Annotated in this window: 25 protein-coding genes; 16 read left to right on the top strand and 9 right to left on the bottom strand. The window is 63.9% G+C overall.

What is annotated here, in order from left to right:
• Window positions 1-91: 91 nt before the first annotated feature.
• The 6 genes from Sj15T_RS03140 to leuA all read left to right on the top strand — a co-directional run bounded on the left by Sj15T_RS03140 (window position 92) and on the right by leuA (window position 6,775).
• A complete protein-coding gene (locus Sj15T_RS03140) occupies window positions 92-1,840 on the top strand; it encodes an acetolactate synthase 3 large subunit (protein WP_013039840.1) in 1,749 nt (582 codons plus the stop codon).
• Window positions 1,841-1,851: 11 nt separating this feature from the next.
• Complete coding sequence (locus tag Sj15T_RS03135) at window positions 1,852-2,196, top strand: hypothetical protein (RefSeq protein WP_007682087.1); 345 nt, start codon at window positions 1,852-1,854, stop codon at window positions 2,194-2,196.
• Window positions 2,196-2,711, top strand: a complete 516-nt coding sequence (gene ilvN / locus Sj15T_RS03130; RefSeq protein WP_007682086.1) for an acetolactate synthase small subunit — start codon at window positions 2,196-2,198, stop codon at window positions 2,709-2,711. The genes Sj15T_RS03135 and ilvN overlap by 1 nt, the downstream gene beginning before the upstream one ends.
• Before the next feature lie 157 nt (window positions 2,712-2,868).
• Window positions 2,869-3,888: a ketol-acid reductoisomerase gene (gene ilvC, locus Sj15T_RS03125; protein WP_013039839.1), complete on the top strand. Its 1,020-nt coding sequence runs from the start codon at window positions 2,869-2,871 to the stop codon at window positions 3,886-3,888.
• Window positions 3,889-4,005: 117 nt separating this feature from the next.
• Window positions 4,006-4,629, top strand: a complete 624-nt coding sequence (locus Sj15T_RS03120; RefSeq protein WP_013039838.1) for a YceI family protein — start codon at window positions 4,006-4,008, stop codon at window positions 4,627-4,629.
• A gap of 472 nt (window positions 4,630-5,101) precedes the next feature.
• The gene (gene leuA / locus Sj15T_RS03115) at window positions 5,102-6,775 is read left to right on the top strand and encodes a 2-isopropylmalate synthase (RefSeq protein ID WP_013039837.1); all 1,674 of its coding nucleotides are present in this window, start codon (window positions 5,102-5,104) and stop codon (window positions 6,773-6,775) included.
• Between the two features lie 92 nt (window positions 6,776-6,867).
• Here leuA and Sj15T_RS03110 read toward each other — a convergent pair whose 3' ends face one another.
• Entirely contained in the window at window positions 6,868-8,220 is a 1,353-nt protein-coding gene (locus tag Sj15T_RS03110) for a M20/M25/M40 family metallo-hydrolase (protein WP_013039836.1), read from the bottom strand.
• A gap of 209 nt (window positions 8,221-8,429) precedes the next feature.
• On the opposite strand from Sj15T_RS03110, the gene Sj15T_RS03105 reads away from it, so the two are divergent.
• Complete coding sequence (locus Sj15T_RS03105) at window positions 8,430-9,731, top strand: dicarboxylate/amino acid:cation symporter (protein WP_013039835.1); 1,302 nt, start codon at window positions 8,430-8,432, stop codon at window positions 9,729-9,731.
• Window positions 9,732-9,773: 42 nt separating this feature from the next.
• Window positions 9,774-11,111 carry a methylenetetrahydrofolate--tRNA-(uracil(54)-C(5))-methyltransferase (FADH(2)-oxidizing) TrmFO gene (trmFO, locus tag Sj15T_RS03100; RefSeq protein WP_013039834.1) on the top strand — a complete coding sequence of 446 codons (1,338 nt, stop codon included), beginning with the start codon at window positions 9,774-9,776 and terminating at the stop codon, window positions 11,109-11,111.
• A 4-nt stretch (window positions 11,112-11,115) separates the two neighbouring features.
• On the opposite strand, the gene Sj15T_RS03095 is transcribed toward trmFO, so the two are convergent.
• A complete protein-coding gene (locus Sj15T_RS03095) occupies window positions 11,116-11,580 on the bottom strand; it encodes an EF-hand domain-containing protein (RefSeq protein WP_013039833.1) in 465 nt (154 codons plus the stop codon).
• A gap of 9 nt (window positions 11,581-11,589) precedes the next feature.
• Complete coding sequence (locus Sj15T_RS03090; RefSeq protein ID WP_013039832.1) at window positions 11,590-12,234, bottom strand: hypothetical protein; 645 nt, start codon at window positions 12,232-12,234, stop codon at window positions 11,590-11,592.
• Between the two features lie 146 nt (window positions 12,235-12,380).
• Between Sj15T_RS03090 and Sj15T_RS03085 the strand changes: the two genes are divergently transcribed.
• From Sj15T_RS03085 to Sj15T_RS03075, 3 genes are read left to right on the top strand one after another with little or no spacing between them, the layout of a single operon-like run.
• Complete coding sequence (locus tag Sj15T_RS03085; protein WP_013039831.1) at window positions 12,381-14,696, top strand: Tad domain-containing protein; 2,316 nt, start codon at window positions 12,381-12,383, stop codon at window positions 14,694-14,696.
• 12 nt (window positions 14,697-14,708) lie between these two features.
• Entirely contained in the window at window positions 14,709-15,314 is a 606-nt protein-coding gene (locus Sj15T_RS03080; RefSeq protein WP_013039830.1) for a TadE/TadG family type IV pilus assembly protein, read from the top strand.
• Entirely contained in the window at window positions 15,311-16,030 is a 720-nt protein-coding gene (locus tag Sj15T_RS03075; protein WP_013039829.1) for a TadE/TadG family type IV pilus assembly protein, read from the top strand. Before Sj15T_RS03080 ends, Sj15T_RS03075 begins: the two co-directional genes overlap by 4 nt.
• An 8-nt stretch (window positions 16,031-16,038) precedes the next feature.
• Here Sj15T_RS03075 and Sj15T_RS03070 read toward each other — a convergent pair whose 3' ends face one another.
• From Sj15T_RS03070 to eno, 4 genes are all read right to left on the bottom strand, one after another.
• Window positions 16,039-17,409 carry a pyruvate dehydrogenase complex E1 component subunit beta gene (locus tag Sj15T_RS03070; protein ID WP_013039828.1) on the bottom strand — a complete coding sequence of 457 codons (1,371 nt, stop codon included), beginning with the start codon at window positions 17,407-17,409 and terminating at the stop codon, window positions 16,039-16,041.
• The gene (gene pdhA / locus Sj15T_RS03065; RefSeq protein WP_013039827.1) at window positions 17,409-18,485 is read right to left on the bottom strand and encodes a pyruvate dehydrogenase (acetyl-transferring) E1 component subunit alpha; all 1,077 of its coding nucleotides are present in this window, start codon (window positions 18,483-18,485) and stop codon (window positions 17,409-17,411) included. The genes Sj15T_RS03070 and pdhA overlap by 1 nt, the downstream gene beginning before the upstream one ends.
• 126 nt (window positions 18,486-18,611) lie before the next feature.
• The gene (locus tag Sj15T_RS03060) at window positions 18,612-18,923 is read right to left on the bottom strand and encodes a septum formation initiator family protein (protein WP_007683268.1); all 312 of its coding nucleotides are present in this window, start codon (window positions 18,921-18,923) and stop codon (window positions 18,612-18,614) included.
• A gap of 76 nt (window positions 18,924-18,999) precedes the next feature.
• Window positions 19,000-20,274, bottom strand: coding sequence for a phosphopyruvate hydratase (eno, locus tag Sj15T_RS03055; protein WP_013039826.1), 1,275 nt, complete (start codon window positions 20,272-20,274; stop codon window positions 19,000-19,002).
• 211 nt (window positions 20,275-20,485) lie between these two features.
• Between eno and Sj15T_RS03050 the strand changes: the two genes are divergently transcribed.
• The 5 genes from Sj15T_RS03050 to Sj15T_RS03030 all read left to right on the top strand — a co-directional run bounded on the left by Sj15T_RS03050 (window position 20,486) and on the right by Sj15T_RS03030 (window position 22,746).
• Complete coding sequence (locus Sj15T_RS03050) at window positions 20,486-21,106, top strand: hypothetical protein (RefSeq protein WP_007683272.1); 621 nt, start codon at window positions 20,486-20,488, stop codon at window positions 21,104-21,106.
• 98 nt (window positions 21,107-21,204) lie between these two features.
• Window positions 21,205-21,519, top strand: coding sequence for a phage holin family protein (locus Sj15T_RS03045; protein ID WP_007683274.1), 315 nt, complete (start codon window positions 21,205-21,207; stop codon window positions 21,517-21,519).
• A complete protein-coding gene (locus Sj15T_RS03040; protein WP_013039825.1) occupies window positions 21,516-21,839 on the top strand; it encodes a hypothetical protein in 324 nt (107 codons plus the stop codon). Before Sj15T_RS03045 ends, Sj15T_RS03040 begins: the two co-directional genes overlap by 4 nt.
• The gene (locus Sj15T_RS03035) at window positions 21,832-22,419 is read left to right on the top strand and encodes a DUF883 family protein (protein WP_007683278.1); all 588 of its coding nucleotides are present in this window, start codon (window positions 21,832-21,834) and stop codon (window positions 22,417-22,419) included. Before Sj15T_RS03040 ends, Sj15T_RS03035 begins: the two co-directional genes overlap by 8 nt.
• Window positions 22,420-22,524: 105 nt before the next feature.
• Window positions 22,525-22,746 (top strand): DUF4170 domain-containing protein, encoded by a 222-nt coding sequence (locus Sj15T_RS03030; RefSeq protein ID WP_007683280.1) that lies wholly within the window; start codon window positions 22,525-22,527, stop codon window positions 22,744-22,746.
• Between the two features lie 35 nt (window positions 22,747-22,781).
• Here Sj15T_RS03030 and Sj15T_RS03025 read toward each other — a convergent pair whose 3' ends face one another.
• Together Sj15T_RS03025 and greA are read right to left on the bottom strand one after the other, a co-directional pair.
• A complete protein-coding gene (locus tag Sj15T_RS03025) occupies window positions 22,782-23,441 on the bottom strand; it encodes a rhomboid family intramembrane serine protease (protein ID WP_020818864.1) in 660 nt (219 codons plus the stop codon).
• 7 nt (window positions 23,442-23,448) lie between these two features.
• Window positions 23,449-23,925, bottom strand: a complete 477-nt coding sequence (gene greA / locus Sj15T_RS03020; RefSeq protein ID WP_013039823.1) for a transcription elongation factor GreA — start codon at window positions 23,923-23,925, stop codon at window positions 23,449-23,451.
• Window positions 23,926-23,967: the final 42 nt, after the last annotated feature.

The raw sequence follows: 23,967 nt of genomic DNA, 5'->3' as shown, positions 1-23,967 counted from the left end.
TGCCATTTTATGTCCAATAGACGCAGCCGCCTTGCCATCGCTCCGCTTCTGGAGCAGAGGGCGCAGCAATTATCCAACGGAAGGATCCATCGTGGCCGAAAAGAGCGGCGCGGACATATTGGTTGAGTGCCTGATCGACCTGGGGGTCGAGGTCGTGTTCGGTTATCCGGGCGGCGCGGTGCTGCCCATTTATGACGCACTCTTCAATCATCCGAAGATCCGCCACGTCCTGGTCCGCCACGAACAGGGCGCGACCCATATGGCGGAGGGTTATGCCCGCTCCACCGGCAAGCCCGGCGTCGTGCTCGTCACCTCCGGCCCCGGCGCGACCAATGCCGTCACCGGCATCACCGACGCGCTGATGGATTCCATCCCGATGGTCGTCATCACCGGCCAGGTTCCCACGCATCTGATCGGCACCGACGCCTTCCAGGAAGCGGACACGGTCGGCATCACCCGCCACTGCACCAAGCACAACTATCTGGTGAAGTCGCCGAACAAGCTGGCCAGCGTCGTCCATGAGGCGTTCCATATCGCCATCACCGGCCGCCCCGGCCCGGTCGTCATCGACATTCCGAAGAATGTCCAGATCGCGACCGCGCCCTACAGCAAGCCGCAGGCGTTCGAACATGCCAGCTACCGCCCCCAGACGAAGGCGGACCCTGCCGCCATCGCCAGCGCGGTCGAGATGCTGGCGGCGGCCGAGCGCCCGATCTTCTACACCGGCGGCGGCGTCATCAACTCCGGCCCCGAAGCATCCGCCCTGCTGCGCGAGATCGCGGCGCTGACCGGCGCGCCCGTCACCTCGACGCTGATGGGCCTGGGCGCCTTCCCCGCTTCTTCCGATCAGTGGGTCGGCATGCTGGGCATGCACGGCACCTATGAAGCCAATTGGGCGATGAACAAGGCGGACCTGATCGTCTGCGTCGGCGCCCGCTTCGACGATCGCGTGACCGGCCGTCTGGACGCCTTCTCGCCGGATTCGCAGAAGATCCACATCGACATCGACCGCAGCTCGATCAACAAGACGGTCGACGTCGACTTGGCCGTCATCGCGGACGTCGCCAGCGCGCTGGCGGACATGATCGCGCTCTGGAAGGATCGCGGCCACAAGGCGGCGGACCTTGGCGAATGGTGGGCGCGGATCGACGGCTGGCGCGCGCGCAACAGCCTCGCCTATCCCGACAGCCGCGAAGAGATCATGCCGCAGGAGGCCATCGCCCAGCTTTACAAGGCGTCGCGCTCGGCCAAGGACGTCATCATCTCCACCGAAGTCGGCCAGCACCAGATGTGGGCGGCCCAGCATTTCGGCTTCGACGCGCCCAATAAATGGCTGACCTCCGGGGGCCTCGGTACCATGGGCTACGGCTTCCCGGCCGCCATCGGCGCGCAACTGGGCAATCCCGACAGCCTGGTCGTCTGCGTCGCGGGCGATGCGTCGATCCAGATGAACATCCAGGAAATGGGCACGGCCAGCCAGTACCGCCTGCCGGTCAAGATCTTCATCCTCAACAATGAATATATGGGCATGGTCCGCCAGTGGCAGGAACTGACCTATGAAAGCCGCTATTCCAACAGCTATTCGGACAGCCTGCCCGACTTCGTGAAGCTGGCGGAGGCCTATGGCTGGACCGGCATCCGCATCGAGGGGCCGCAGGAACTGGAGGCCGGCATCCGTCAGATGATCGACACGCCCGGCCCGGTGCTGGTCGATTGCCGCGTGGCGAAGCTCACCAACTGCTTCCCGATGATCCCGTCGGGCGCGGCGCATACCGACATGCTGCTCGACCCCAGCCAGGTCGAAGGCATCATGTCGGACGAAGCGAAGGCGCTGGTGTAAAGGATGGGAGCGTGACGCAACATCTGAAGCTCCGCATCCATGTGAGCGAACCCTTCGATTTCGAACGGCTGGCCGGCACCGCCGAGCTGACCGGCTGGACCGTGGACCATGCCGATCCGGAGAATGAGGCCTGGGAAGTGCATCTGGATCATGGCTTCGATTTTCACGAACGCCATATCGGCCGCCTGCTGGTCAGCCCCCGCTATGTGGGCGAGCATCTGGCGCGGATGTTCGATGCCATCGCGGGCTTCCCCGTGCGCCTCGCCCATCGCGACGACGGCAGTTGGCACTACGCCTTCACGGGCATGATCTCGCAACGCCATGACGGCGAAGAAGCGGACAACGGAACGATCTGATGCACATTCAGGAAGAGATTAGCGAGCGGCACGTCCTGTCGCTGACGGTTTCGAACGAGGCGGGCATATTGGCGCGCATCGCGGGCCTGTTCACCGCGCGCGGCTATAATATCGACAGCCTGACGGTGGCCGACATCACCCCGGACCATGCGATCAGCCGCATCACCATCGTCACCAGCGGCCCGCCCAAGGTGATCGACCAGATCATCGCCCAACTGGAACGGCTGGTGCCGGTGCACAAGGTGACGGACCTGACCGACAACGGCCCCTTCGTCGAGCGCGAACTGGCGCTGGTCAAGGTCGCAGGAACGGGCGAGAACCGGATAGAGGCGCTGCGCCTGGCCGACGTGTTCCGGGCGAAGGTGGTGGACACCACGATAGAGAGCTTCATCTTCGAGATCACCGGCACGACGGACAAGATCGACAATTTCGTCGGCCTGATGCGCCAGATCGGCCTGGTCGAGGTCGGCCGCACCGGCGTCGTCGGCCTGATCCGCGGCAAGGAGTCGAACTGAAGAAATTACCCCTCTCCCCTTGTGGGAGAGGGAGGGGCCCGCCGCGCAGCGGTGGGAGGGTGAGGGCCAGCAGCCCCTCCCCCGCGCGCAGGTGGTCCCCCTCACCGCCAATCTCGGCTCCGCAAGGCGCCACCCGAACTGAAAGAAGGAACGTCAAATGAAGGTTTATTACGACCGCGACGCCGACATCGGCCTGATCAAGGGCAAGAAGGTCGCCATCCTCGGTTACGGTTCGCAGGGTCACGCCCATGCGCAGAATCTGCGCGACAGCGGCGTCGCCGAAGTCGCCATCGCGCTGCGCCCCGGCTCGCCCAGCGCCAAGAAGGCCGAAGGCGCGGGCTTCAAGGTGCTGCCGAACGCGGAAGCCGCCGCATGGGCCGACGTGCTGATGATCCTGGCGCCCGACGAGCATCAGGCCGCCATCTACGCCGCCGACATCCACGCCAATCTGCGCCCCGGCGCGGCGCTGGCCTTCGCGCACGGCCTCAACGTCCATTTCGGCCTGATCGAGCCGCGCAAGGATGTCGACGTCATCATGATCGCGCCCAAGGGTCCGGGCCACACCGTTCGCGGCGAATATGTGAAGGGCGGCGGCGTGCCCTGCCTGATCGCCGTTCATCAGGACGCGACCGGCAACGCGCATGACATCGCCCTGTCCTACGCTTCGGGCGTCGGCGGCGGCCGCAGCGGCATCATCGAAACCAATTTCCGCGAGGAATGCGAAACCGACCTGTTCGGCGAGCAGGCCGTGCTGTGCGGCGGCGCGACCGCGCTGGTCCAAGCGGGCTTCGAAACGCTGGTCGAGGCGGGCTACGCCCCCGAAATGGCCTATTTCGAATGCCTGCACGAACTGAAGCTGATCGTCGACCTGATGTATGAAGGCGGCATCGCCAACATGCGCTATTCGATCTCGAACACCGCCGAATATGGCGATATCAAGACCGGCCCGCGCATCATCACCGAAGAAACGAAGAAGGAAATGAAGCGCGTTCTGGCCGACATCCAGTCGGGCCGCTTCGTCAAGGACTTCGTGCTCGACAACCGCGCCGGCCAGCCGGAATTGAAGGCCAGCCGCATCGCCGCCCAGCGCCACCCGATCGAGGAAACCGGCGCCAAGCTGCGCGCCATGATGCCCTGGATCGGCGCGAACAAGCTGGTCGACAAGGACAGGAACTGACGGCCACGCCGACATAGCGTAACGGTAACCCATTGTTTCCGGTTACGGCTCTGGAACAATCGAGGGACGTCGCCTATCGTGGCGGCGTCCCTTGAACGTTTCGGAGAGAGCATCCCCATGCGCAAATATCTGATCCCCGCCGCCGCCCTGATCGCCCTGGCCGGCGGCAGCGCCGTCATCGCCCAGCAAATGCCCGCCGCGCCCGGCGCGAAGGACGCCGCGCGCGTCACCGGCGGCGCCTATACCATCGACCCCGGCCACACCCAGATTCTCTTCGCCTATGATCATATGGGCTTTTCCAACAATCTGGGCGTCCTGTCCGAATCGACCGGCACGCTGACGCTCGACCCGAAAAACCCCTCCGCCGCCAAGGTCTCGGTCGAGGTTCCGATCGCCAACCTCAAGACCGGCATCGCCAAGCTGGACGAGCATCTGATGAAGCCGGAATTCTTCGATTCCGCCAAATTCCCCAAGGCGACCTTCGTGTCGACCGGCGTGAAGGTGCAGGGCACCCAGGCGGAGATCAGCGGCAACCTGACCATCAAGGGCATCACCAAGCCGGTGACGCTGGACACCGAATTCTACGGCGCGGGCAAGGCTCCGGCGATGATGGGCGGCAAGGAAAATGTCGGCTTCGTCGCGACGACCACGATCAAGCGCAGCGATTTCGGCATGGGCTATGGCGTCCCGATGGTCGGCGACGCGGTGGAACTGAAGATCGTCGCGGCGTTCCAGAAGTAAGTGCTCCCAATATCCCTCTCCCTTGAGGGTCGGCCAGAGTCACGTGCCTCTGGCCGAGGCTGCGCAGACTTGGCAGCTTGCTGCCTAGTCGTAGCTGGGTGAGGGGGTTGCGATCCTTCGGATCGCCCGGGCCACAGGCCCGCTCCCCCTCATCCAACTGCGCCTAGCTTCGCGCCGCTCAGCAAGGCTCCGTATCCTTCTCCCTCAAGGGAGAAGGAATGGCCCGGCCTGCTCCCCCACCCATCCGCAAACGACGCCAACCTTGCGCTTTCCCCCAACTCCGGGTAAAGCGGCCCATCATGCAGCGCGCGCTTCTTCCCCTGCTACGACTTACACGCCCTTAGGCGTGGTTTTTGTGCTGCTCTTCGCTTGAACGACGCGGCAATCCGCCTAAGGGCATAATCAAGCAGATAGTCGTACCACCGGGCAGGCGCCAACTGGCTCGCCCGTATGCAGAGAAGCCATTTTCGTCATGATGCTGAACGATCCCTCGCTGAAATACCGCCCCTTCCCTCAGGTGGACCTGCCGAATCGGCAATGGCCGTCGCGGGTCATCACCGCGCCGCCGCGCTGGCTGTCGACCGACATGCGCGACGGCAACCAGTCGCTGATCGACCCGATGAACGCGGAAAAGAAGCGCCGCTTCTTCGACCTGCTGCTGAAGGTCGGCGTCAAGGAGATCGAGGTCGGCTTCCCCAGCGCGGGCGCGACCGAGTTCGACTTCATTTCCGGCCTGGTCCGCGACGGCGCGATCCCCGACGACGTCTTCCCGCAGGTGCTGACGCAGGCCCGCGAAGACCTGATCGCCACCACCTTCGAATCCCTGCGCGGCGCGAAGAAGGCCATCGTCCACGTCTACAACGCCGTATCCCCGGCATGGCGCAACATCGTCTTCCAGATGGACCGGCCGCAGATCCGGGAAATCGCCGTCACCGCCGCCAAGCTGCTGCGCGACAATGCGGCGAAGCAACCCGACACCGACTGGCATTTCGAATATAGCCCGGAAACCTTCTCCACCGCGGAACTGGATTTCAGCCTGGAATGCTGCGAGGCGGTGATCGACATATTGCAGCCGACCCCGGAAAAGCCGCTGATCCTGAACCTGCCGGCCACGGTCGAATGCGCGACGCCCAATATCTACGCTGACCAGATCGAATGGATCTGCCGCAACATCTCCCGGCGCGACAGCGTGGTGATCTCGCTGCACACCCATAATGACCGGGGAACCGGCGTCGCGGCGGCGGAACTGGGCCTGATGGCGGGCGCGGACCGCATCGAAGGCTGCCTGTTCGGCAATGGCGAGCGCACCGGCAATTGCGACCTGGTGACGGTGGCGCTCAACATGTACACGCAGGGCATCAATCCGGGGCTGGATTTCAGCGACATCGACGAGGTCATCCAGACCGTCGAATATTGCAACCAGTTGCCCGTCCACCCGCGCCATCCCTATGCGGGCGAACTGGTGTTCACCGCCTTTTCCGGCAGCCATCAGGATGCGATCAAAAAGGGCTTCGCCGCGCAGGAAGCGCGCAACGACCAGATCTGGGACGTGCCCTATCTGCCCATCGACCCCAAGGATCTGGGCCGCGACTATGAGGCCGTGATCCGCGTGAACAGCCAGTCCGGCAAGGGCGGCGTCGCCTGGGTGCTGCAACAGGACAAGGGGCTGAAACTGCCCAAGCGGATGCAGGCCGATTTCTCCAAGGTGGTGCAGGCGCTGGCCGACGAAAGCAGCCGCGAACTCAACGCCGCCGACATATGGGCCGCGTTCGAGACCCATTATCGCCTGGCGGGCGAGCAGCCCTACAGCCTGATCGACTATCATGAGAGCGGCGCGGCGGGCGACCGCATCTTCACCGGCAAGATCACGCACAAGGGCGGCGAACGGAGCATTTCTGGGCGCGGCAACGGCCTCATCTCCTCGGTGCTGGCCGCGCTGCGCGACGAACTGGGCGTCGATCTGGAGGTCGCGGACTATAGCGAACATGCCATCGGCGCGGGCACGGACGTCGCGGCCGCCGCCTATGTCGAATGCCGCACGCCCGATGGCCGGACCATCTTCGGCATCGGCACCGACACCGACGTCGCGACCGCCTCGGTCCAGGCGGTCCTCTCCGCCGCGAACAGCATCGCGGCGGGGCGGTGAAATAGCGACGTGCTCCTGCGCAGGCAGGAGCCCAGTTTCGCCGTTTGGACTGGGCTCCTGCCTGCGCAGGAGCACGTCGCGCATTGGGGCGATTATCCCGCCAAAGCCTTCACCACCCTTTCCCACTGGTCGAGCGCCGCCGGAATTCCCGCCACCGGCACCCGCTCGTCCAGCCCATGGGCAAAGCCGTCCTCGCCCCGCTGGAACAGGCTGGACACGCCATAGCTCGGCACCCCCAGCGCCCGGAAATGAAGGCTGTCCGTCGCCCCCGCCGACATGGAGGGGATCACCGGAATATCCGGATGGCGCGCCGCCACGGCCGCCCTCACCGCATCCACCACGTCCTTGCGCAGGGGGGAGGCGCTGCTGGCCTGCGGATCGTCCAGCGTGGCGATCTTCGCGCCCGGATCGTCGATCACCTGCGCGAGTTCCGCCTTCACCGCATCGATGGCGACGCCGGGAAAGATGCGGCAGTTGACGTCGACCTTCGCGCTCTGCGGCAAGGCGTTGAGCGCATGGCCCGCCTGCGCCATGGTGGCGACGCAGGTCGTCCGCACCTGTCCCACGAATTCGGGATAGTCGGACAGAAGATCGGCCGATTTCCTGTCCCCCGTCTCCGCATAGCGCCGCATCGCCGCGCCCGCCGCGCCGCCGATCCGATCGGCCGACAGCAGCAGGGATGCCCTCGTCAGTTCATTGCGCATCGGCGCGAAGCGATAGGCCGCGATCCGGCCGATGGCCCGCGCCATGCGATGGATGGGATTGCCCGGCGTCGGCGCGCTGCTGTGGCCGCCCGCATCGGTGAAGGCGATCTCGAAATCCGCATAGGTCTTTTCGCCCGCCTGCAACTGGTACAGCACGGCCCGCCCGCCCTCGTCCAGCAGCCCGCCGCCGCCGTCGCCGTTCAGCAGCAATTCTGCATCCCTGTATTTCTCCGCCAGCGCCCTGCCGGTGCGCATATGGGTTTCCTCATCGCCCGACAGCAGCAGCGTGACGGTCCGCCGGGGTCGCCAGCCCTCTTTGCGCAGGCCCGCAAGCATCGCCACCATCATGGCGACGTCATATTTATTGTCCTCCGCGCCGCGCCCGAAAATATAACCGCCCTCCTCCACCGGCACGAAGGGATCGCGCGTCCAGTCCGCCGGATTGGCCGCCACCACGTCCATATGGCCGATCAGCAGCAGGGGCTTGAGCCGCGGATCGCTGCCCCGGATGGTCGCGGCCAGGCTGGCCGTTTCGCCCATCGGCATGATCTCGACCTCCGCGGCCGCAAAGCCCGCCTGCCGCAGCACCGACGCATAATAAGCGGCCAGACGGGGCACCTGCCCCTGCCCCTCCACCGTGCGAAAGGCGATGGATCGGACGAGCACATCCTTGGCCAGTGCCGGATCGCCGGCGGCCTGCGCGGCGCGGGGCAGGATTAGCGCGGGCAGGATCAGGGCCATCGGAACCGCCCACCAATTCGTCAAATCGCATCTCCTGCTGGATTTCGGTCCATTCTGTGGCATAGCGGATCGCGGCCGCCAATTCGTTTGGCCGTCAAGCCGCGGAAAGAGGGCGTCCTTATCCGCATTCACCCCCATAAAGAATTGCTTGCGCGCATCTGGCGGAGCAGCTCCCCATATCGCGCGCCGGTCGCCCGAAGGAAATGCCCATGGCCCTCAACTATCGCAGTTTCGGATTTCAGGTTCTGGTCGGCATGGTTGTCGGCCTCGCGCTTGGCCTGCTGGCGCGATCCATGGGTTCGGGACCGAACGGCGATCTCAACTGGCTGGCGACCGCGCTCAAGACGACGGGATCGATCTTCGTCTCGTTGCTCAAGGCCGTGGTGCCGCCGCTGGTGTTCGCGGCCATCATCGCCTCCATCGCCAATCTGCGCGCTCTAGATAACGCCGCCCGGCTGGCGGGGCAGACGCTGCTCTGGTTCGCGATCACGGCGCTGATAGCGGTCGTCATCGGCCTGGCCATCGGGTTGATCGTCCAGCCGGGTTCCGGCCTCCACGGACAGGCGCTGGCAACTGCCAAGCCGGATTCCGTGGGCGGCTGGCTCGATTTCCTGAAAGGCCTGGTCCCCGGCAACAGCTTCGCCCTGTCCGCCAGCACCAAGGTCACGGATACGGGGGCGACCACCAGCCTGTCCTTCAACATCCTGCAATTGCTGGTCGTTTCCATCGCCATCGGCCTTGCGACGCTGAAGGTCGGGGAGAAAGCCGAACCTTTCCTGGCCTTCGTCCGTTCGCTGCTCGCCGTGGTGCGGGCGATATTGGGCTGGATCATCCGCCTGACGCCCATCGGTTCGGCCGCCCTGATCGGCAGCGCCGTCGCGACCTATGGCTGGAGCGCGCTGGCCCAGCTCGGCGGCTTTGCGGGGGCGGTGTATCTGGGTCTCGCATTGGTGCTGCTGGTGGTCTATCCGCTGCTGCTCGCCGCCAACGGCCTTAGCCCCCTGCCCTTCTTCGCCAAGGCATGGCCCGCCATCCAGCTTGGCTTCGTGTCGCGATCCTCGGTCGGCACCCTGCCCGTCACCGAAACCGTGACCGAGCGGATGGGGGTGGAAAAGGGCTATGCCGCCTTCGCCATTCCGCTGGCATCGACCACGAAGATGGACGGTTGCGCGTCCATCTATCCGGCGCTGGCCGCGATATTCGTCGCCGGTTTCTACGGCATACCCCTTCATGCGGCGGACTATGCGCTGATCGCCTTCGTATCCGTGGTGGGATCGGCCGCGACGGCTGGCCTGACCGGCGCCATCGTGATGCTGACCCTGACGCTTTCCACGCTCGGCCTGCCGCTGGAGGGCGCGGGCCTGCTGCTGGCCATAGACCCGATCCTCGACATGGGGCGCACCGCCGTCAATGTCGCGGGGCAGGTGCTGGTCGCCACCATCGTCGCCAAGCGGGAGGGGATATTGGACGAGGCCGCCTATCAGGGCAAAGCGGATCTGGCCGTCGCCTGACAGCGGTTGACCTGCGCGCCGCGGGGGACCATGGGTCGCCCCATGCATCAGGTTCATATCATCGGCGGCGGACTCGCGGGCACGGAAGCGGCATGGCAATTGGCGCAGGCGGGCGTGAAGGTCCGCCTGTCGGAAATGCGCGGAAGCGGCGACATGACCCCCGCGCACCAGACGGATGGGCTGGCCGAACTGGTCTGCTCCAACAGCTTCCGATCCGACGATGCGGACAAGAATGCCGTGGGCCTGCTGCATCAGGAGATGCGGCGGCTGGGATCGCTGATCATGGCGCAGGCGGAACCGGCCAAGGTGCCCGCAGGATCGGCGCTGGCGGTGGACCGGCATATTTTCTCCGACGGCGTCACCCGCGCGCTGGCCAGCCATCCCAATGTGGAGATCGTGCGGGAACGCATCGACGCGTTGCCCACAGAGGGCATGACCATCGTCGCCACCGGCCCGCTGACCGCTCCCGCGCTGGCCGCCAGCATCGGGCAGGCGGCGGGGATCGACCATCTCGCCTTTTTCGACGCCATCGCGCCGGTCGTGCATCATGACAGCATCGACATGGACAAATGCTGGATGGCCAATCGCTGGGACAAGATCGGCCCCGGCGGCGGCGAGGGCAAGGATTACATCAACTGCCCCATGAACAGGGATCAGTATCAGGCCTTCGTCCAGGGACTGCTGGACGGCGAAAAGACCGACTTCAAGGAGTGGGAAAAGGACACGCCCTATTTCGAAGGCTGCATGCCGATCGAGGTGATGGCGTCACGCGGCCCGGAAACGCTGCGTCACGGGCCGATGAAGCCGATGGGCCTGGACGATCCGCGCACCGGCCGCTGGCCCTATGCCGTGGTGCAGTTGCGGCAGGACAATGCTTCGGGCACGCTGTGGAACATGGTCGGCTTCCAGACCAAGCTGAAGCATGGCGCGCAGGTCGAATTGTTCCGCACCATTCCGGGTCTGGAGAAGGCGGAGTTCGCCCGGCTCGGCGGGCTTCACCGCAACACCTTCATCCAGAGCCCCAAGCTGCTGGATGGCACGCTGCGCCTGAAAAGCGCGCCGCATATCCGCTTTGCAGGCCAAGTGACGGGCTGCGAAGGCTATGTCGAGAGCGCGGCCATCGGGCTGCTCGCCGGACGCTTCGCCGCGGCCGAGATATTGGGCAGGCCGCTCGCCCCGCTGCCGCCCGAAACGGCGCTGGGCGCGCTGCTCGGCCATGTGACCGGCAATGTCGAGACGGCGGATTATCAGCCGATGAACGTCAATTTCGGCCTCTTCCCGCCGCTGCAGGATGTGAAGAAGAAACAGCGCAAGGAAGCGATGACCGCCCGCGCCCGCGCCGCGCTGGGCGCCTGGCTGGGCGAACTTCAGCCGGCCTGACGCGTCAGCATCGGCATTTCGGCGCGGCCGCGCGTTTCGGGGCGGTCGTCGCGAATTCGGCGGGTGTCAGCCTGCCGTCGCCATTGGCGTCCGCCCTGGCGAAGCGGTCCGACGTCGTCACCGCCCACTCCTCGAAGGAGAGGAGATTGTCATTGTCGCGGTCCAGCGCCTTGAACGCCCTGACGCGGCTGCCCATCATCTCGACCCGCGAGATGACGCCGTCGCGATTGCGGTCGTAACGGGCAAATCGCTTCTGCTCGCGGCTTTGCGGCGACGCTTCGCCGGGCATGGGCGGCGCCTCCCCCGAAGCGTCCGGATCGCCTTCCGGCAGGGCGTCGACAGCGGGCGGCGGGGGCGATCCGACCAAAGGCTGGGGCACGGGTTCATTGTTCGCCTGTCCCTGCCACCAGAACAGTCCGCCCGCCGCGAGCAGCAATGCCGCTATCGCACCCCCCAGAACTCGCTCCACACTATCCCCCTATCGCCCCAGCAGCGCGACGCGCACCAATCGCCAATATAGCGCCGGGGTCAATCCCGCCGGCGCGCAGCGGCCCTTTTCGATGTCGTGACGCGCAAGCTGACAGGCGATCCGCAACGGGCGCCATTCCTTCGGCCAGGGCAACCCGCCGCCGCCGGTTATATATCCCCGCGCCAGATCGATTGCCTTTTCCGCAACCTGCCGGTCCGCACAATGTCCTGACAGATCCCACAAGGCCCAGGCCGCTCCCGCCCGGTCGAGCCATGGCGGCATATCCTCCCGCCCCGCCAGAGCGCGGAACAGCCCGCCGCCCCGCCCCTCCGCATAGCCGGGAAGGTCCACCTCCCCGATCAACGCTTCCCAGCCGTCAAGCCATTGCGAAAGCCCGCAGGGCGGCAGGCCCTTTATCTCCCGCATCGCATCGATCAAGGGTTCGCCCCGCCCCCTGACGCCGCTTTCGTCGGTCAGGGCATCGTTCCACCAGGCCATGCGCATCTGCCCGATGACAGGCTCGCTCGTCCTCGCCACGAGCCGCGAGAAGCGAGCATCGAGCGCCCAGACCAACCGATGACGGGGCGCGTCCGGGCCGGCATAGGTGCTGAGCAGCGACGGCAATGGGGCGAGATCGTCGCTCACCTTATCCATCCACCTATATCGAACGAAATGGATTTTGTCGAAATTATCAGCTTTTTAACCCCAACCCGCATAGTGATCCTGGCAATTGCCCCTGACGGGCATGGGGGTGCCCTGCCTGAAATGGGGATGCAGGGCAAGCGAAGGCAGAGCGGATTATGGGCGATCGGATCAAGCGCGCGCTGTTCATTCTGATGCGGCTTTACCACAATCAGGCGGGAAATATCTTGGCGATAACTGCCGCCGCAATCATTCCGACAATTGGTTTGGTGGGGGGCGCGTTCGACATGGCGCGCATCTATGCCGTTAAGACTAGACTGCAAAGCGCCTGCGACGCAGGTGCGCTCGCTGGCCGCCGCATAATGGGAAGCGGCCGCTGGACCGACAATAACGGTCGACCCAATACTACCGCCTTGGCGACCTTCGACCTCAATTTCGCACAGAATTCTTTCGGCGCCGAAAATCGTACCCGATCCTATAGCGAATCGGACGGCACTGTCAGCGGTACGGCATCCGCAGACGTGCCCATGACGCTCATGCGCGTTCTAAACGTTCCCACGAAGCGCGTTGAGGTCACCTGTGAAGGACAGATGCGCATCCCGAACACCGACGTCATGTTCGTCCTCGACAACTCCGGGTCGATGAACGAAGTCATTCCGGGCGACACCACCGGCCTCAAGAAAATGGCAGGTCTACAGTTGGCCATTCGGTGCTTTTATGAAGCGCTAGCTAGGCAAAACATAACCGATGTTAGCGCCGCTCAATGCGGTACGAGTGCCGATCCGACTGGCGATCTCTCCTCACAGGTGCAACTCCGGTTTGGATTTGTGAACTATGATAATATGGTCAATGTCGGAAAGCTTTTGCCAAACAACTACCTAGCTGACAGTTGGACCTATCGATCTCGCACAGCTACCGGCATCCAGACCGTCTATGCATGGACCGCTGGCACCCAGAGCGCCACAACATGGGGGCCGTGGTCATCGACGCCAAATAACTTTGCCAATCCCAGTAGTTATTCCAGCACTTATTCCGTGGTTAGTGGAGGCAATACGTCGACTACCACCCTTGCCGATGGTCTTGCCTATGTAAAGAAAGCGGCACCTACTTCCGCAGCGGCGTGCAGTGCACTGAATAGCTATGGCAGCTATGATCAACTCGTGGGTATTTCAGAAAGCAACGGCACCAGCTCGGATGTTACCACCCCCGAGGTGCCAATCTACCCTGCGATACAGCAAAATATCAACACCGTCAGAAGCAGAACCCAAACGGTAGCATATGGCTATCGCTATCGTTACTTCCAGAATGGGTCGGGCACATCTGCCTGGGGTTGCTGGCTGGAACGAGCGCCCTTCAACTCCGCGAATAACACCTATCTCCAGACACGGGATGGTACGGCGAACAAGCCGTTGTCATGGACAGCATATGATCGGATCACGGAATGGACTTATGGCCCACGCACCGACATCAATATTGCGGGTCTGAAGGCGGGACAATCGGCCTGGAACAGTACCGTGACAATCCCCTTGGCCGGGCGGGTCAGGAGGCAGCTTTACCTCTCTGGTTCGACTATCCGAAGCGACATAGAGACCGTCGCCGATCTTTCGGTCACATGGGACGGCTGCATTGAAGAACGTCAGACGTTCTTTAACACAGACGGCAATCCCAGCGATGACTGGCTAAACTATCCATCATCGCCAAGCGATGCCATCGATATGGATATCGATCGTGTGCCGGATTCCGATCCGGCGACGCGATGGAAACCACTACTGCCCAATGCGGTATGGGGTCCCAAGGGCACGCTGGTGGGCAACACCTGGAGCGGGGATTACACGACTGATCCCGTAAAAGCCGGTGAAAACACCAGCAGCGGCGACACCGGCCGCAACCTGAGCAACAACAGTTGCGTCACAGCGTCCCGGAAGTTGACGAACTATAATGGTGTAGGGGGCAACCCGTCGGCGCAGGATCTGAGCAATTATGTCGGCACGCTCGTTCCGCATAACAATACATATCATGATATAGGCCTGCTCTGGGGCGCGCGCCTGATGTCGCCGACCGGCATTTTCGCCAGCGAGAACGCGACTACGGGGGGAGGCGCCCAGATTCAGCGTCACCTGATCTTCATGACCGACGGCGCAACGGCTACGACTGTCAACAACTATGCAAGCTATGGCCTGGAATGGTGGGATCGTCGCCAGATCGCTCCTGCGGGTCCCAATGATGCCAATTATGATGACAATCTCAATGCGGTTAACAACGCGCGATCCAATGCGCTTTGCACAGCTATCAAGAACAAGAACATAACCTTGTGGGTCATCTACTACGGCAGTTCGGACACTGCGACAAAGACGCGCCTTACCAACTGCGCGACCAGCCCATCCTATTTCTATGAGGCAAGGAACACCACCCTGCTGATCGGCAAATTCCGCGAGATCGCCGATCGCATCTCTAACCTGCGCCTGACCCAATAGGATGACGTCGTAATGGACATTAAGCATCTGCACCGGGACGAAAGCGGCGTGGCCGCCGTCGAATTCGGCATAACAGCATCCGCCTTCCTGGCCTTGCTGCTGGGTGGGTTCGACGTGGGACACACGCTTTATATGCAAACAGTTCTGCAAGGCACGGTGCAGAAGGCAGGGCGTGATCTGACCTTGTCGTCAGGCGCCGAAGCGGCGCAACAACTTGCGATCGACGGGCGCGTGCGGGACGCCGTGCGGCGGCTCAATGCCAGCCTTTCTGATGAAGACATTATCATTACCCGCGAATATTATGCCGACTTCACGAAGGCCCAGGCGGCGCAGCCGGAAGACGCCGATCAAGACGGCATATGCGAACCCGGAGAGGTCTGGGTCGATCGTAATTTCAACAATGTGTATGACTCGAAGGGCGGCAGTTCCGGGCAAGGAGGCGCGAAGGACGTCGTCGTCTATTCGGTGACGGTATCCTACCCGCGCCTTTTCCCGGTCGCCCGCCTGATCGGCATGTCCGAAACTGTAAAGCTCAATGCCACTACAGTGCTGGCGAACCAGCCTTATGGCGATCAAGCCAATCGTTCCGGCACACTGACGCCAAGGAACTGCACATGACATTCCGAAACTCTAAAGCAATGAAAATGCTAGCATCACTTGGCGGCGACCGGCGAGGGCTGGCTCTTATAGAATTTGCCTATATGGCTCCGATCATGCTCCTGCTCATGGTGGGAGGCGCCGAACTCGCCAACTATTCCATCACATCGATGCGCATTTCTGCTCTCGCCCTGCAAGTGGCCGACAACGCATCCCGCATCGGCGAGGGCGACCCGATGGCCAAAAAGAAAGTTTCGGAGGCGCAAATTAACGATCTGCTGCAAGGTGCTCTCGCCCAAGGCGGTAATTTGAACGTGAACAGCACTTATGTCGAAAAGCAGAGCGGTGGTTCCTCCACCATAAAAAACAAGGCCAGAATCATTATCTCAAGCCTTGAACCGGACCCCGATGCCGGTCATGTGGACAGGAATTATATCCACTGGCAACGCTGCTTTGGACTCGCCAGAGATTTCACGCCGCAATATGGCGTACAGGGCAACGATAACCTGATTGGCATGGGTCCGACGGATCGGCAGGTATACGCGCCGCCTGGAGCAGGCGTTATTTTCGTCGAACTATATTATCGGTACGAACCTATTTTCCCGGTCGCTCAACTGGAGAGTATCGGCCTTCCGAGTTATCGTACCATCAATGCGGTCGCCGCGATGGTTGTTCGCGACGACCGCGATTACTCTCAATTATATAATACAGAAAGCGTCACGCCCGCCACCTGCTGAGCATATGCCTATCTGTAGCAGACCTTTCTTGCTGCCTCCACGACCTTGTCAGGATTGACGATGGCGGCTTTTTCGAGGTTTGCGGCATAGGGCAGCGGCACATCTTCGTTGGTTACGCGCAGCACCGGGGCGTCGAGGTCGTCGAAGCCCTGCTCCATCACCACGGCCGCGATTTCAGACGCGATCGAGCAGACCGGCCAGCCCTCTTCCACCACCACCAGGCGGTTGGTCTTCTTCAGGCTCTCCAGCACCGTCGCCGTGTCGAGCGGGCGCAGCGTGCGCAGGTCGATGACCTCCGCATCGATGCCTTCGCCGGCCAACGCCTCAGCCGCTTCCAGCGCCACGCCGACGCCGATGGAGTAGCTGACCAGCGTCACATCCTTGCCCTCGCGGACAATGCGCGCCTTGCCGATGGGGAGGACATAGTCGTCCACCTCTGGCACGTCGAAGCTGCGGCCGTAGACCAGTTCGTTTTCCAGGAACACGACCGGATCGTCCGAGCGGATCGCCGCCTTGAGCAGGCCCTTGGCATCGGCCGCGTCATAGGGGGCGATCACGATCAGCCCCGGAACCGACGCATACCACGGACCGTAATTCTGGCTGTGCTGCGCGGCGACGCGGCTGGCGGCGCCGTTCGGGCCACGGAACACGATGGGGCAGCGCATCTGGCCGCCGGACATGTAGTTGGTCTTGGCCGCCGAGTTGATGATGTGGTCGATCGCCTGCATCGCGAAGTTGAAGGTCATGAACTCGACGATCGGCTTCAACCCGCCCATCGCCGCGCCCGCGCCTATGCCGGCAAAGCCATATTCGGTGATCGGCGTGTCGATGACGCGCCGGTCCCCAAACTCCTCCAGCAGGCCTTGGGTGACCTTGTAGGCGCCCTGATATTCCGCCACTTCTTCGCCCATGACGAAGACGCGCTCGTCGCGCCGCATTTCCTCCGCCATGGCGTCGCGCAGCGCTTCGCGCACGGTCGTCTTGATATATCCGGTGCCCTCGGGCAGCGCGGGATCCTTGACGGTCGCCTTGGCCTCGGTCGCCAGCTTGGCGGTGCCGCTTTCGGCCTTCCTGGGTTCCGGAGCGGCCGGCGGCGCGCTTTCCGCGGCCTTCGGGGCCTGGGCGGTCTCGCTGGTCCCATCCGCGGCCATGGTGGCGATGACGGTGCCGACCTTCACGCCCTCGGTCCCCTCGGCCACCATGATCTGGCCGATCTTGCCTTCATCGACGGCTTCGAATTCCATCGTCGCCTTGTCGGTCTCGATCTCGGCCAAGATGTCGCCCGAGCGGACCTCGTCCCCTTCCTTCACCAGCCACTTCGCCAACGTGCCTTCCTCCATCGTCGGGGACAGCGCCGGCATCTTGATTTCGATACCCATTAATATTGCTCCACCAGCACGTCGGTATAAAGGTCGTGCAGTTCCGGTTCGGGAGAGGTTTCGGCGAAATCCGCCGCGTCGCTGACGACCTTGCGGATGTCCTGGTCGATCTTCTTGAGTTCGTCCTCGCCCACGCCCATTTCGGCCAGATATTTCTTGACGCCTTCGATCGGGTCGGACTTTTCGCGCATCGACTGCACTTCCTCGCGCGACCGATATTTGGCCGGGTCGGACATGCTGTGACCGCGATAGCGATAGGTCTTCATCTCCAGCAGGATGGGACCATTGCCCGCCTGCACCCATTTCAGCGCCTCTTCCGTCGCGCCGCGCACCGCCAGCACGTCCATGCCGTTCACCTGGATGCCGGGGATGCGGAAGCTCTCGCCGCGCCGATAGAGCTGGTCTTCCGCGGAGGAGCGGTTGACGCTGGTGCCCATGGCGTACTGGTTGTTCTCGATCACGAAGATGATCGGCAGCTTCCATAGCTCGGCCATGTTGAAGCTCTCATAGACCTGGCCCTGGTTGGCCGCGCCGTCGCCGAAATAGGCGACGCAGACGCCGCCGTCATTATTGTACTTGTGCGCAAAGCCAAGGCCCGCGCCGAGCGACACCTGCGCGCCGACGATGCCATGGCCGCCGTAGAATTTATGCTCGACGCTGAACATGTGCATCGAACCGCCCTTGCCGCGGGAGATGCCCGCTTCCCGGCCGGTCAGTTCCGCCATGATGACATTGGGATCGATGCCATAGGCCAGCATGTGGCCATGGTCGCGATAGCCGGTGATGACGCTGTCCTTGCCCGGCTGAAGCGCCGACTGGATGCCCACGGCGACCGCTTCCTGCCCGATATAGAGGTGGCAGAAGCCGCCGATCAGGCCCAGGCCGTAAAGCTGGCCGGCCTTTTCCTCGAAACGGCGGATCAGCACCATCTGCCGGTAGAATTCCAGCAACTCCTCCTTGCTGGCGTCATAATCTTTCGGAGTGTCGGGGCGAGGCCGGTTATGGTCCGCGCCGGCGGCGGGTGCAGCCGCCTTTGCCTTTGCGCGTGAAGGACGCGGCGTCGTTGGTTTCGCCAAGGCTCTTATCCTTTTACGTGGGTGAGGATGGAAGGAAGGCCGATATAGCGACAGTCCGCCACCAAATGCAACGCGGCATGGCGCCCAAAAGCGCGGTCAGGGCGACCCGCCGGCCATCCGCGGCGATCAGTTCAGCGGGACGATCACCTCATCAGGATGAACGACGCCCAGTTCCCGCCGGATCAACTCGTCGGAAAGGTCGGGATCGACGCGCCGGGGATCGAGCAGGTCCACCCGGTTCTTCAATTCCTGCCGGCTGGCCTGGACCTGCTTCAGTTCGGCGCGCGCATGATGGAGCTGCCGCTTATAGTCGCCCCAGGCCAGAACGCCGTTGGAACCCAGCACCACATAGCCCGCGAAGAAGAGAAGAAGAAGCACCGCAATCGCAGGCCCGAAAGCCGAAAAAAGCAATATGCGGAGTTTCGCGATATGCGCCATGGGCCAGTTGAATCACAGGGAAGGGCCAGCCGCAAGCGAAATTTAAGGCGCTTGCGGCCGGTGGCGGATATTCGACTTAACGGAAAATCGAACGTCCTGCGTAAAGCGCGATGTCGCCCAGTTCTTCTTCGATCCGGATAAGCTGGTTATACTTGGCGAGCCGGTCGGAACGGGCGAGCGAGCCGGTCTTGATCTGGCCGCAATTGGTGGCGACGGCCAGGTCGGCGATGGTCGCGTCCTCGGTCTCGCCGGAGCGGTGCGACATGACGGCGGTATAGCGCGCCCGGTGCGCCATGTCGACGGCGGCCAGCGTTTCGGTCAGCGATCCGATCTGGTTCACCTTGACCAGCAGCGAGTTGGCCAGCCCCTTGCCGATGCCCATTTCCAGGCGCTTGGGGTTGGTGACGAACAGGTCGTCGCCCACCAACTGGACCTTCCCGCCGATCTTGTCGGTCAGCGCCTTCCAGCCTTCGAAATCATCCTCGCTCATGCCGTCCTCGATCGATTTGATCGGATAGTCGGCGCACAGGGCCGCGAGGTAATCGGCCATCTCGACGGGGCTGAGCGACAGGCCCTCGCCCGAAATCTCATATTTGCCGTTCTTGAAGAATTCGGTCGCCGCGCAGTCCAGCGCCAGCACGACGTCGTCGCCCGGCTTGTAGCCCGCCTTCTCCACCGACAGCATGATGAAGTCGAGCGCGTCGCGGGTGGAGGCGATGTTGGGCGCGAAGCCGCCCTCGTCGCCCACCGACGTCGCAAGCCCCTTGTCGTGCAGGCCCTTCTTCAGCGTATGGAAGATTTCCGAACCGATCCGCACGGCGTCGGCGATGCTCTCCGCGCCGACCGGCATGATCATGAATTCCTGGAAATCGATGGGGTTGTCGGCATGCTCGCCGCCATTGATGATGTTCATCATCGGCACCGGCAGCACATGGGCGTTGACGCCGCCGACATAGCGATAGAGAGGCAGGCCGCGCGCATCGGCGGCCGCCTTCGCCACGGCCAGGCTGACGCCCAGTATCGCGTTGGCGCCCAGGTTCGACTTGTTGTCCGTCCCGTCGAGCGCGATCATCGCGGCGTCGACTTCTGCCTGATCCTCGGCGTCCAGGCCGATGATCTGCTCGGCGATCTGGTCGTTGACGGCGGCGACGGCGGCCAGCACGCCCTTGCCCAGATATTTGGTCGCGTCGCCGTCGCGCTTCTCGACCGCTTCATAGGCCCCGGTGGACGCGCCCGACGGCACGGCGGCGCGGCCGAAGCTGCCATCCTCCAGCATCACGTCGACCTCGACGGTCGGATTGCCGCGGCTGTCCAGGATCTGGCGGGCGTGGATATCGAGAATGGCGGTCATGGATCGCTCCTTGGAACTGGCTCTGGTCGCTTTTCGCGCCCCGCTTAGCCACCGACCTTCCGCTTGGCAATGCGGGGGCTTGCAAGGACTCGAAAAATGCCGATGCTCAAAATAGTAACGGCAACGGAACTGTGGGCGGTGGGAAGCATTAGAGGGAGAGCCGCCAGCCCGCTTAGCGATTCCGCTGCATTTCAAAGGGAGACTTAGGACGATGGCCGACACCCCCGAAACCCCGCCCGCCAAGCGCGTCAAAAAGGCCAGCCCCGCCAAGGCGCCCAAGGCCAAGCCGGCCAAGGCCGCCCTGTCCGGCACGCTGGTGAAGGCCGCGCCCGTCAAGACCGCCACCACGCGCAAGGCCGCCGCGCCCAAGACGCCCGGCAACGGCGCCGTCGCCCATGGCTGGACCGCGCAGATCGCGCCGATCAAGGCGCAGGCCGAAAAGGCGGCCAAGGCCGCCGCCGACAAGCTGAACGCCGTCGATTGGAAGGCGCATATCGACCCGCTCAAGGACCAGGCGTCGAAAACGGCCAAGTCGGCCGCGGGCGTCGCCAAGGACAAGACCGGATCGGCCATGCAGAGCCTGGCCAAGCTGATTTCCGACACGGCCGGCACCGTGGATGCGAAGCTGGGTCCGCAATATGGCGACTATGCCCGCCAGGCCGCCGAATCCGTGGCCGGCGCGGCGAAGACGCTGGACAGCAAGGATGTCGACCAGTTGATGACCGAAGCGCGGGATTTCGTGCGCAAGAGCCCCGCCGTGGCCATCGGCGCGGCGGCGGTGGTCGGCTTCGTGCTGATGCGTCTTGCCAAAGGGCCGGACGAAGACGCCTGATCGCGTCCCTGCCCATTAACGGACGATAAGGCCCCGGCGCCGGGGCGGAGGATATTTTGACCCAAGAGCCCCTGCAGAACGAGGCACAGCAAGAGTCCGTGCGGGACGTCTTCGCGCGCCTGTACAGCGACGGGCGGGCCTATGCGGAAGCGGAAGCCGAACGGCAGAAGCTGCGCGCCGGCATCATCGGCGCAGGGGTCCGCGACGCGCTGATCTTCGCGACGGCGGGCGTCATGCTTGTCTTCGCGGCGATCGTCGCCGGGCTGGTGGGCGTCATATTGGCGTTGTCGCCCCTTGTCGGGCCGGGCTGGGCGGCGGCGGCGGTGTTCGGCGGCGCGCTGGTCGTCGCGCTGCTGCTGCTGCTGGTCGCGAAGGGGCGCATCGGCCGGATGAGGAAGGCGGTGAAGCCGTGAAACGCGAGGAAGCCTATCGGGATGCGGCGGCGCGGGCGGATGCGCGCAAGGCCGCGCTCCTCTCCAGCGCCCTTGCGGCCAAGGCGCGCGTCGCCCCCGCCCGGCTCAAGCAGGACGCGAAGGACAAGGCGACGGAAACGCTGACGGGCGGGGCCGCCCACGCCGCTGCCCAGGTCCGGCAGCGGCCGGCCGCGAGCGCGGCGGCGGCCGGCGCGCTCGCCCTCTATTTGCTGCGCCGTCCGCTGGGGGCACTTTTCCGGCGGATATACGTTCGGATAAGCAACCGCACAGAAGAGATTTCGGAGACTGACGATGGCTGACATCCGCACTCAACTCACCCGCGCCCGCGAGGCGGCGAACGACATTGCCGGGACCGCGTCCGGCAAGTTCCGCGGCACGGCGGATCGCGCGCGGGAAAGCGCCGGCGACCTTATCCAGACCGGCCGCGAAAAGGCCGGCGACGCCTATGCGGATGCGCGGGACAGGTCGCAGCGGATCGCGGCCCGCGCCAATGAGATCGTCCAGGAACATCCCATCGCCGCCGTTGCGGGCGCCGTGGCGGCCGGGGCCGTCATCGCCTGGATGTTCCCCAGGAGCCGCGCCGCGATGAAGGCCCTGCCCGCCCTTGCCACGAGCGCGGGCACCAGGGTGCTGGAAGCGGCGCTGGCCGCCAAGGCCGTGGCGGCGGAAAATGCGGAAAGCCTGCGCGCCAACGCCGGTGAAGCGCTGCACAATGCGGCCGAGGGAACGAAGGAAGCGGCGGCATCGGCCCGCGACACCGTGGCGTCGGCCGATCTGGGCGCGAAGGCGTCGCGCCTTGCCGACGACGTCGCGGCGCTGGTGGCCGCCAAGGTCGATGCCCTCAGCGAAGCGGTAAAGGCGCGGCTGCCGAAAAGCTGATCGCGCCGCCGCCAAAAGCATGCCGGTCCGACCGCCTGCCCCCTTGGACGGGTGCGGGCGGCCTGCTAGGGTATGGGTTCACCGAACGGGAGAACATAAGATACCATGAGCAAGCTGCACCTTGTAATGGGCGGTCGCGTCAAAAATCCCCAGACGCTGGATTTCGAAGATCTGAACTCGATCGAACTGGTCGGGGTCTATCCCGATTATGCCGCCGCCGAAAATGCCTGGCGCGGCGCGGCGCAGCGGACGGTCGACGATGCGGAGATGCGCTATGTGATCGTGCACCTGCACCGGCTGCTGGAACCCGACCTGCCCAGCGGTTGAGGACCGGGAAAGCGGGCGCTGCTGAAATCAGACCTTCAGGAAAAGGGCTGGGGACGCTTGCGGAAACGCCAGCGCAGCAGCGGCCGCGTCAGCACCAGCCCCACCAGAAAGCCGCCGATATGCGCGGCGATCGCGATCCGGCCAATGTCGCCCAGACCCTGGGCCGTGGCGAAACCGATCATCAGCTGGAGCGCGATCCAGCTCGCCGCCAGCCAGAGCAGGCGGACCAGATTGGCCGACACCGGCCCTACGCGCCGGACCTTCTGCTGGCTGTAGAGCAGCGCATAGGTGGCGATGATCGCCGATATGGCGCCGCTGGCGCCCACCATCGGACTGGTGGAGTGCGGATCGATCGCCCATTGCAGCGCCGTCGCGCCATAGGCCCCCGCGATGTAGAGCAGCAGCGTCCCGCCCTTGTCCAGCACATGCTCCACCTGCCGCCCGCAAAAGACGAACATGAACAGGTTGAAGCCGATATGCAGCCAGTTGGCGTGGACGAGCGTGCAACTGATCGGCGTCAGCCAGACCGGCACCGCCGCCATGCCGGCCAGCAGCGCGCCATCCTCCACCCGCGCCGGGATGAACCCGGCGATGATGGCGGCATTGTCGACCTGCCCCGTCAGGTAGAGCAGGAGAAACGCGGCGAAGGTTATCGCCGCGATCCCGTTCGTCATGCGGCCGGCAGGCAGTTTCACGGATGGATCAGATGAAATCGATCTTGTCGACCAGGTAGAATTTGTCGCCCGACGGCACCGACACTTCGACTTCCTCGCCGATCTGGCGACCGATCAGCGCGCGGCCCAGCGGGCTGTTATAGCTGATCATGCCGACCTTGGCGTCCGCCTCGGCCTGGCCGACGATCTGGTACTTCACCGGCTTGTCGTCCTCGTCGAGCAGGGTGACGGTCGCGCCGAACACGACCTTGTCGCCCGAAAGCGTCCTGGGATCGATGATCTGGGCGCGCGACAGCTTGTCTTCCAGATCGGCAATGGTGGCTTCGACCTGGCCCTGACGCTCCTTGGCGGCGTGATATTCGGCATTTTCCGACAGGTCGCCGTGCGCGCGGGCTTCTTCGATGGCGTCCACGATCAACGGCCGCTCGGCCTTCAATTCGCGGAGCTGCTCGTTGAGCTTGTCATAGCCCATCTGCAGCATCGGCATCTTCTCGACGGTCGCCATTCTTGCAAATCCTTCGTCAAAACTTCCCTTTGGCGGCCCCCA

The organism is Sphingobium sp. TA15, assembly GCF_037101235.1.
In the GTDB taxonomy this organism is placed as follows: Bacteria; Pseudomonadota; Alphaproteobacteria; order Sphingomonadales; family Sphingomonadaceae; genus Sphingobium; species Sphingobium indicum.
The sequence above is the reverse complement of the archived record's forward strand: the minus strand, read 5'-3'. Positions and strand labels throughout refer to the sequence as shown.

What these genes read in the sequence shown, in the direction of transcription:
- ilvN (WP_007682086.1), top strand. Translation starts at nt 2,196, where the DNA reads ATGCACATTCAGGAAGAGATTAGCGAGCGGCACGTCCTGTCGCTGACG.
- ilvC (WP_013039839.1), top strand. Translation starts at nt 2,869, where the DNA reads ATGAAGGTTTATTACGACCGCGACGCCGACATCGGCCTGATCAAGGGC.
- Sj15T_RS03120 (WP_013039838.1), top strand. Translation starts at nt 4,006, where the DNA reads ATGCGCAAATATCTGATCCCCGCCGCCGCCCTGATCGCCCTGGCCGGC.
- leuA (WP_013039837.1), top strand. Translation starts at nt 5,102, where the DNA reads ATGATGCTGAACGATCCCTCGCTGAAATACCGCCCCTTCCCTCAGGTG.
- Sj15T_RS03110 (WP_013039836.1), bottom strand. Translation starts at nt 8,220, where the DNA reads ATGGCCCTGATCCTGCCCGCGCTAATCCTGCCCCGCGCCGCGCAGGCC.
- Sj15T_RS03105 (WP_013039835.1), top strand. Translation starts at nt 8,430, where the DNA reads ATGGCCCTCAACTATCGCAGTTTCGGATTTCAGGTTCTGGTCGGCATG.
- trmFO (WP_013039834.1), top strand. Translation starts at nt 9,774, where the DNA reads ATGCATCAGGTTCATATCATCGGCGGCGGACTCGCGGGCACGGAAGCG.
- Sj15T_RS03090 (WP_013039832.1), bottom strand. Translation starts at nt 12,234, where the DNA reads ATGGATAAGGTGAGCGACGATCTCGCCCCATTGCCGTCGCTGCTCAGC.
- Sj15T_RS03085 (WP_013039831.1), top strand. Translation starts at nt 12,381, where the DNA reads ATGGGCGATCGGATCAAGCGCGCGCTGTTCATTCTGATGCGGCTTTAC.
- Sj15T_RS03080 (WP_013039830.1), top strand. Translation starts at nt 14,709, where the DNA reads ATGGACATTAAGCATCTGCACCGGGACGAAAGCGGCGTGGCCGCCGTC.
- Sj15T_RS03075 (WP_013039829.1), top strand. Translation starts at nt 15,311, where the DNA reads ATGACATTCCGAAACTCTAAAGCAATGAAAATGCTAGCATCACTTGGC.
- Sj15T_RS03070 (WP_013039828.1), bottom strand. Translation starts at nt 17,409, where the DNA reads ATGGGTATCGAAATCAAGATGCCGGCGCTGTCCCCGACGATGGAGGAA.
- Sj15T_RS03060 (WP_007683268.1), bottom strand. Translation starts at nt 18,923, where the DNA reads ATGGCGCATATCGCGAAACTCCGCATATTGCTTTTTTCGGCTTTCGGG.
- eno (WP_013039826.1), bottom strand. Translation starts at nt 20,274, where the DNA reads ATGACCGCCATTCTCGATATCCACGCCCGCCAGATCCTGGACAGCCGC.
- Sj15T_RS03050 (WP_007683272.1), top strand. Translation starts at nt 20,486, where the DNA reads ATGGCCGACACCCCCGAAACCCCGCCCGCCAAGCGCGTCAAAAAGGCC.
- Sj15T_RS03035 (WP_007683278.1), top strand. Translation starts at nt 21,832, where the DNA reads ATGGCTGACATCCGCACTCAACTCACCCGCGCCCGCGAGGCGGCGAAC.
- Sj15T_RS03030 (WP_007683280.1), top strand. Translation starts at nt 22,525, where the DNA reads ATGAGCAAGCTGCACCTTGTAATGGGCGGTCGCGTCAAAAATCCCCAG.
- greA (WP_013039823.1), bottom strand. Translation starts at nt 23,925, where the DNA reads ATGGCGACCGTCGAGAAGATGCCGATGCTGCAGATGGGCTATGACAAG.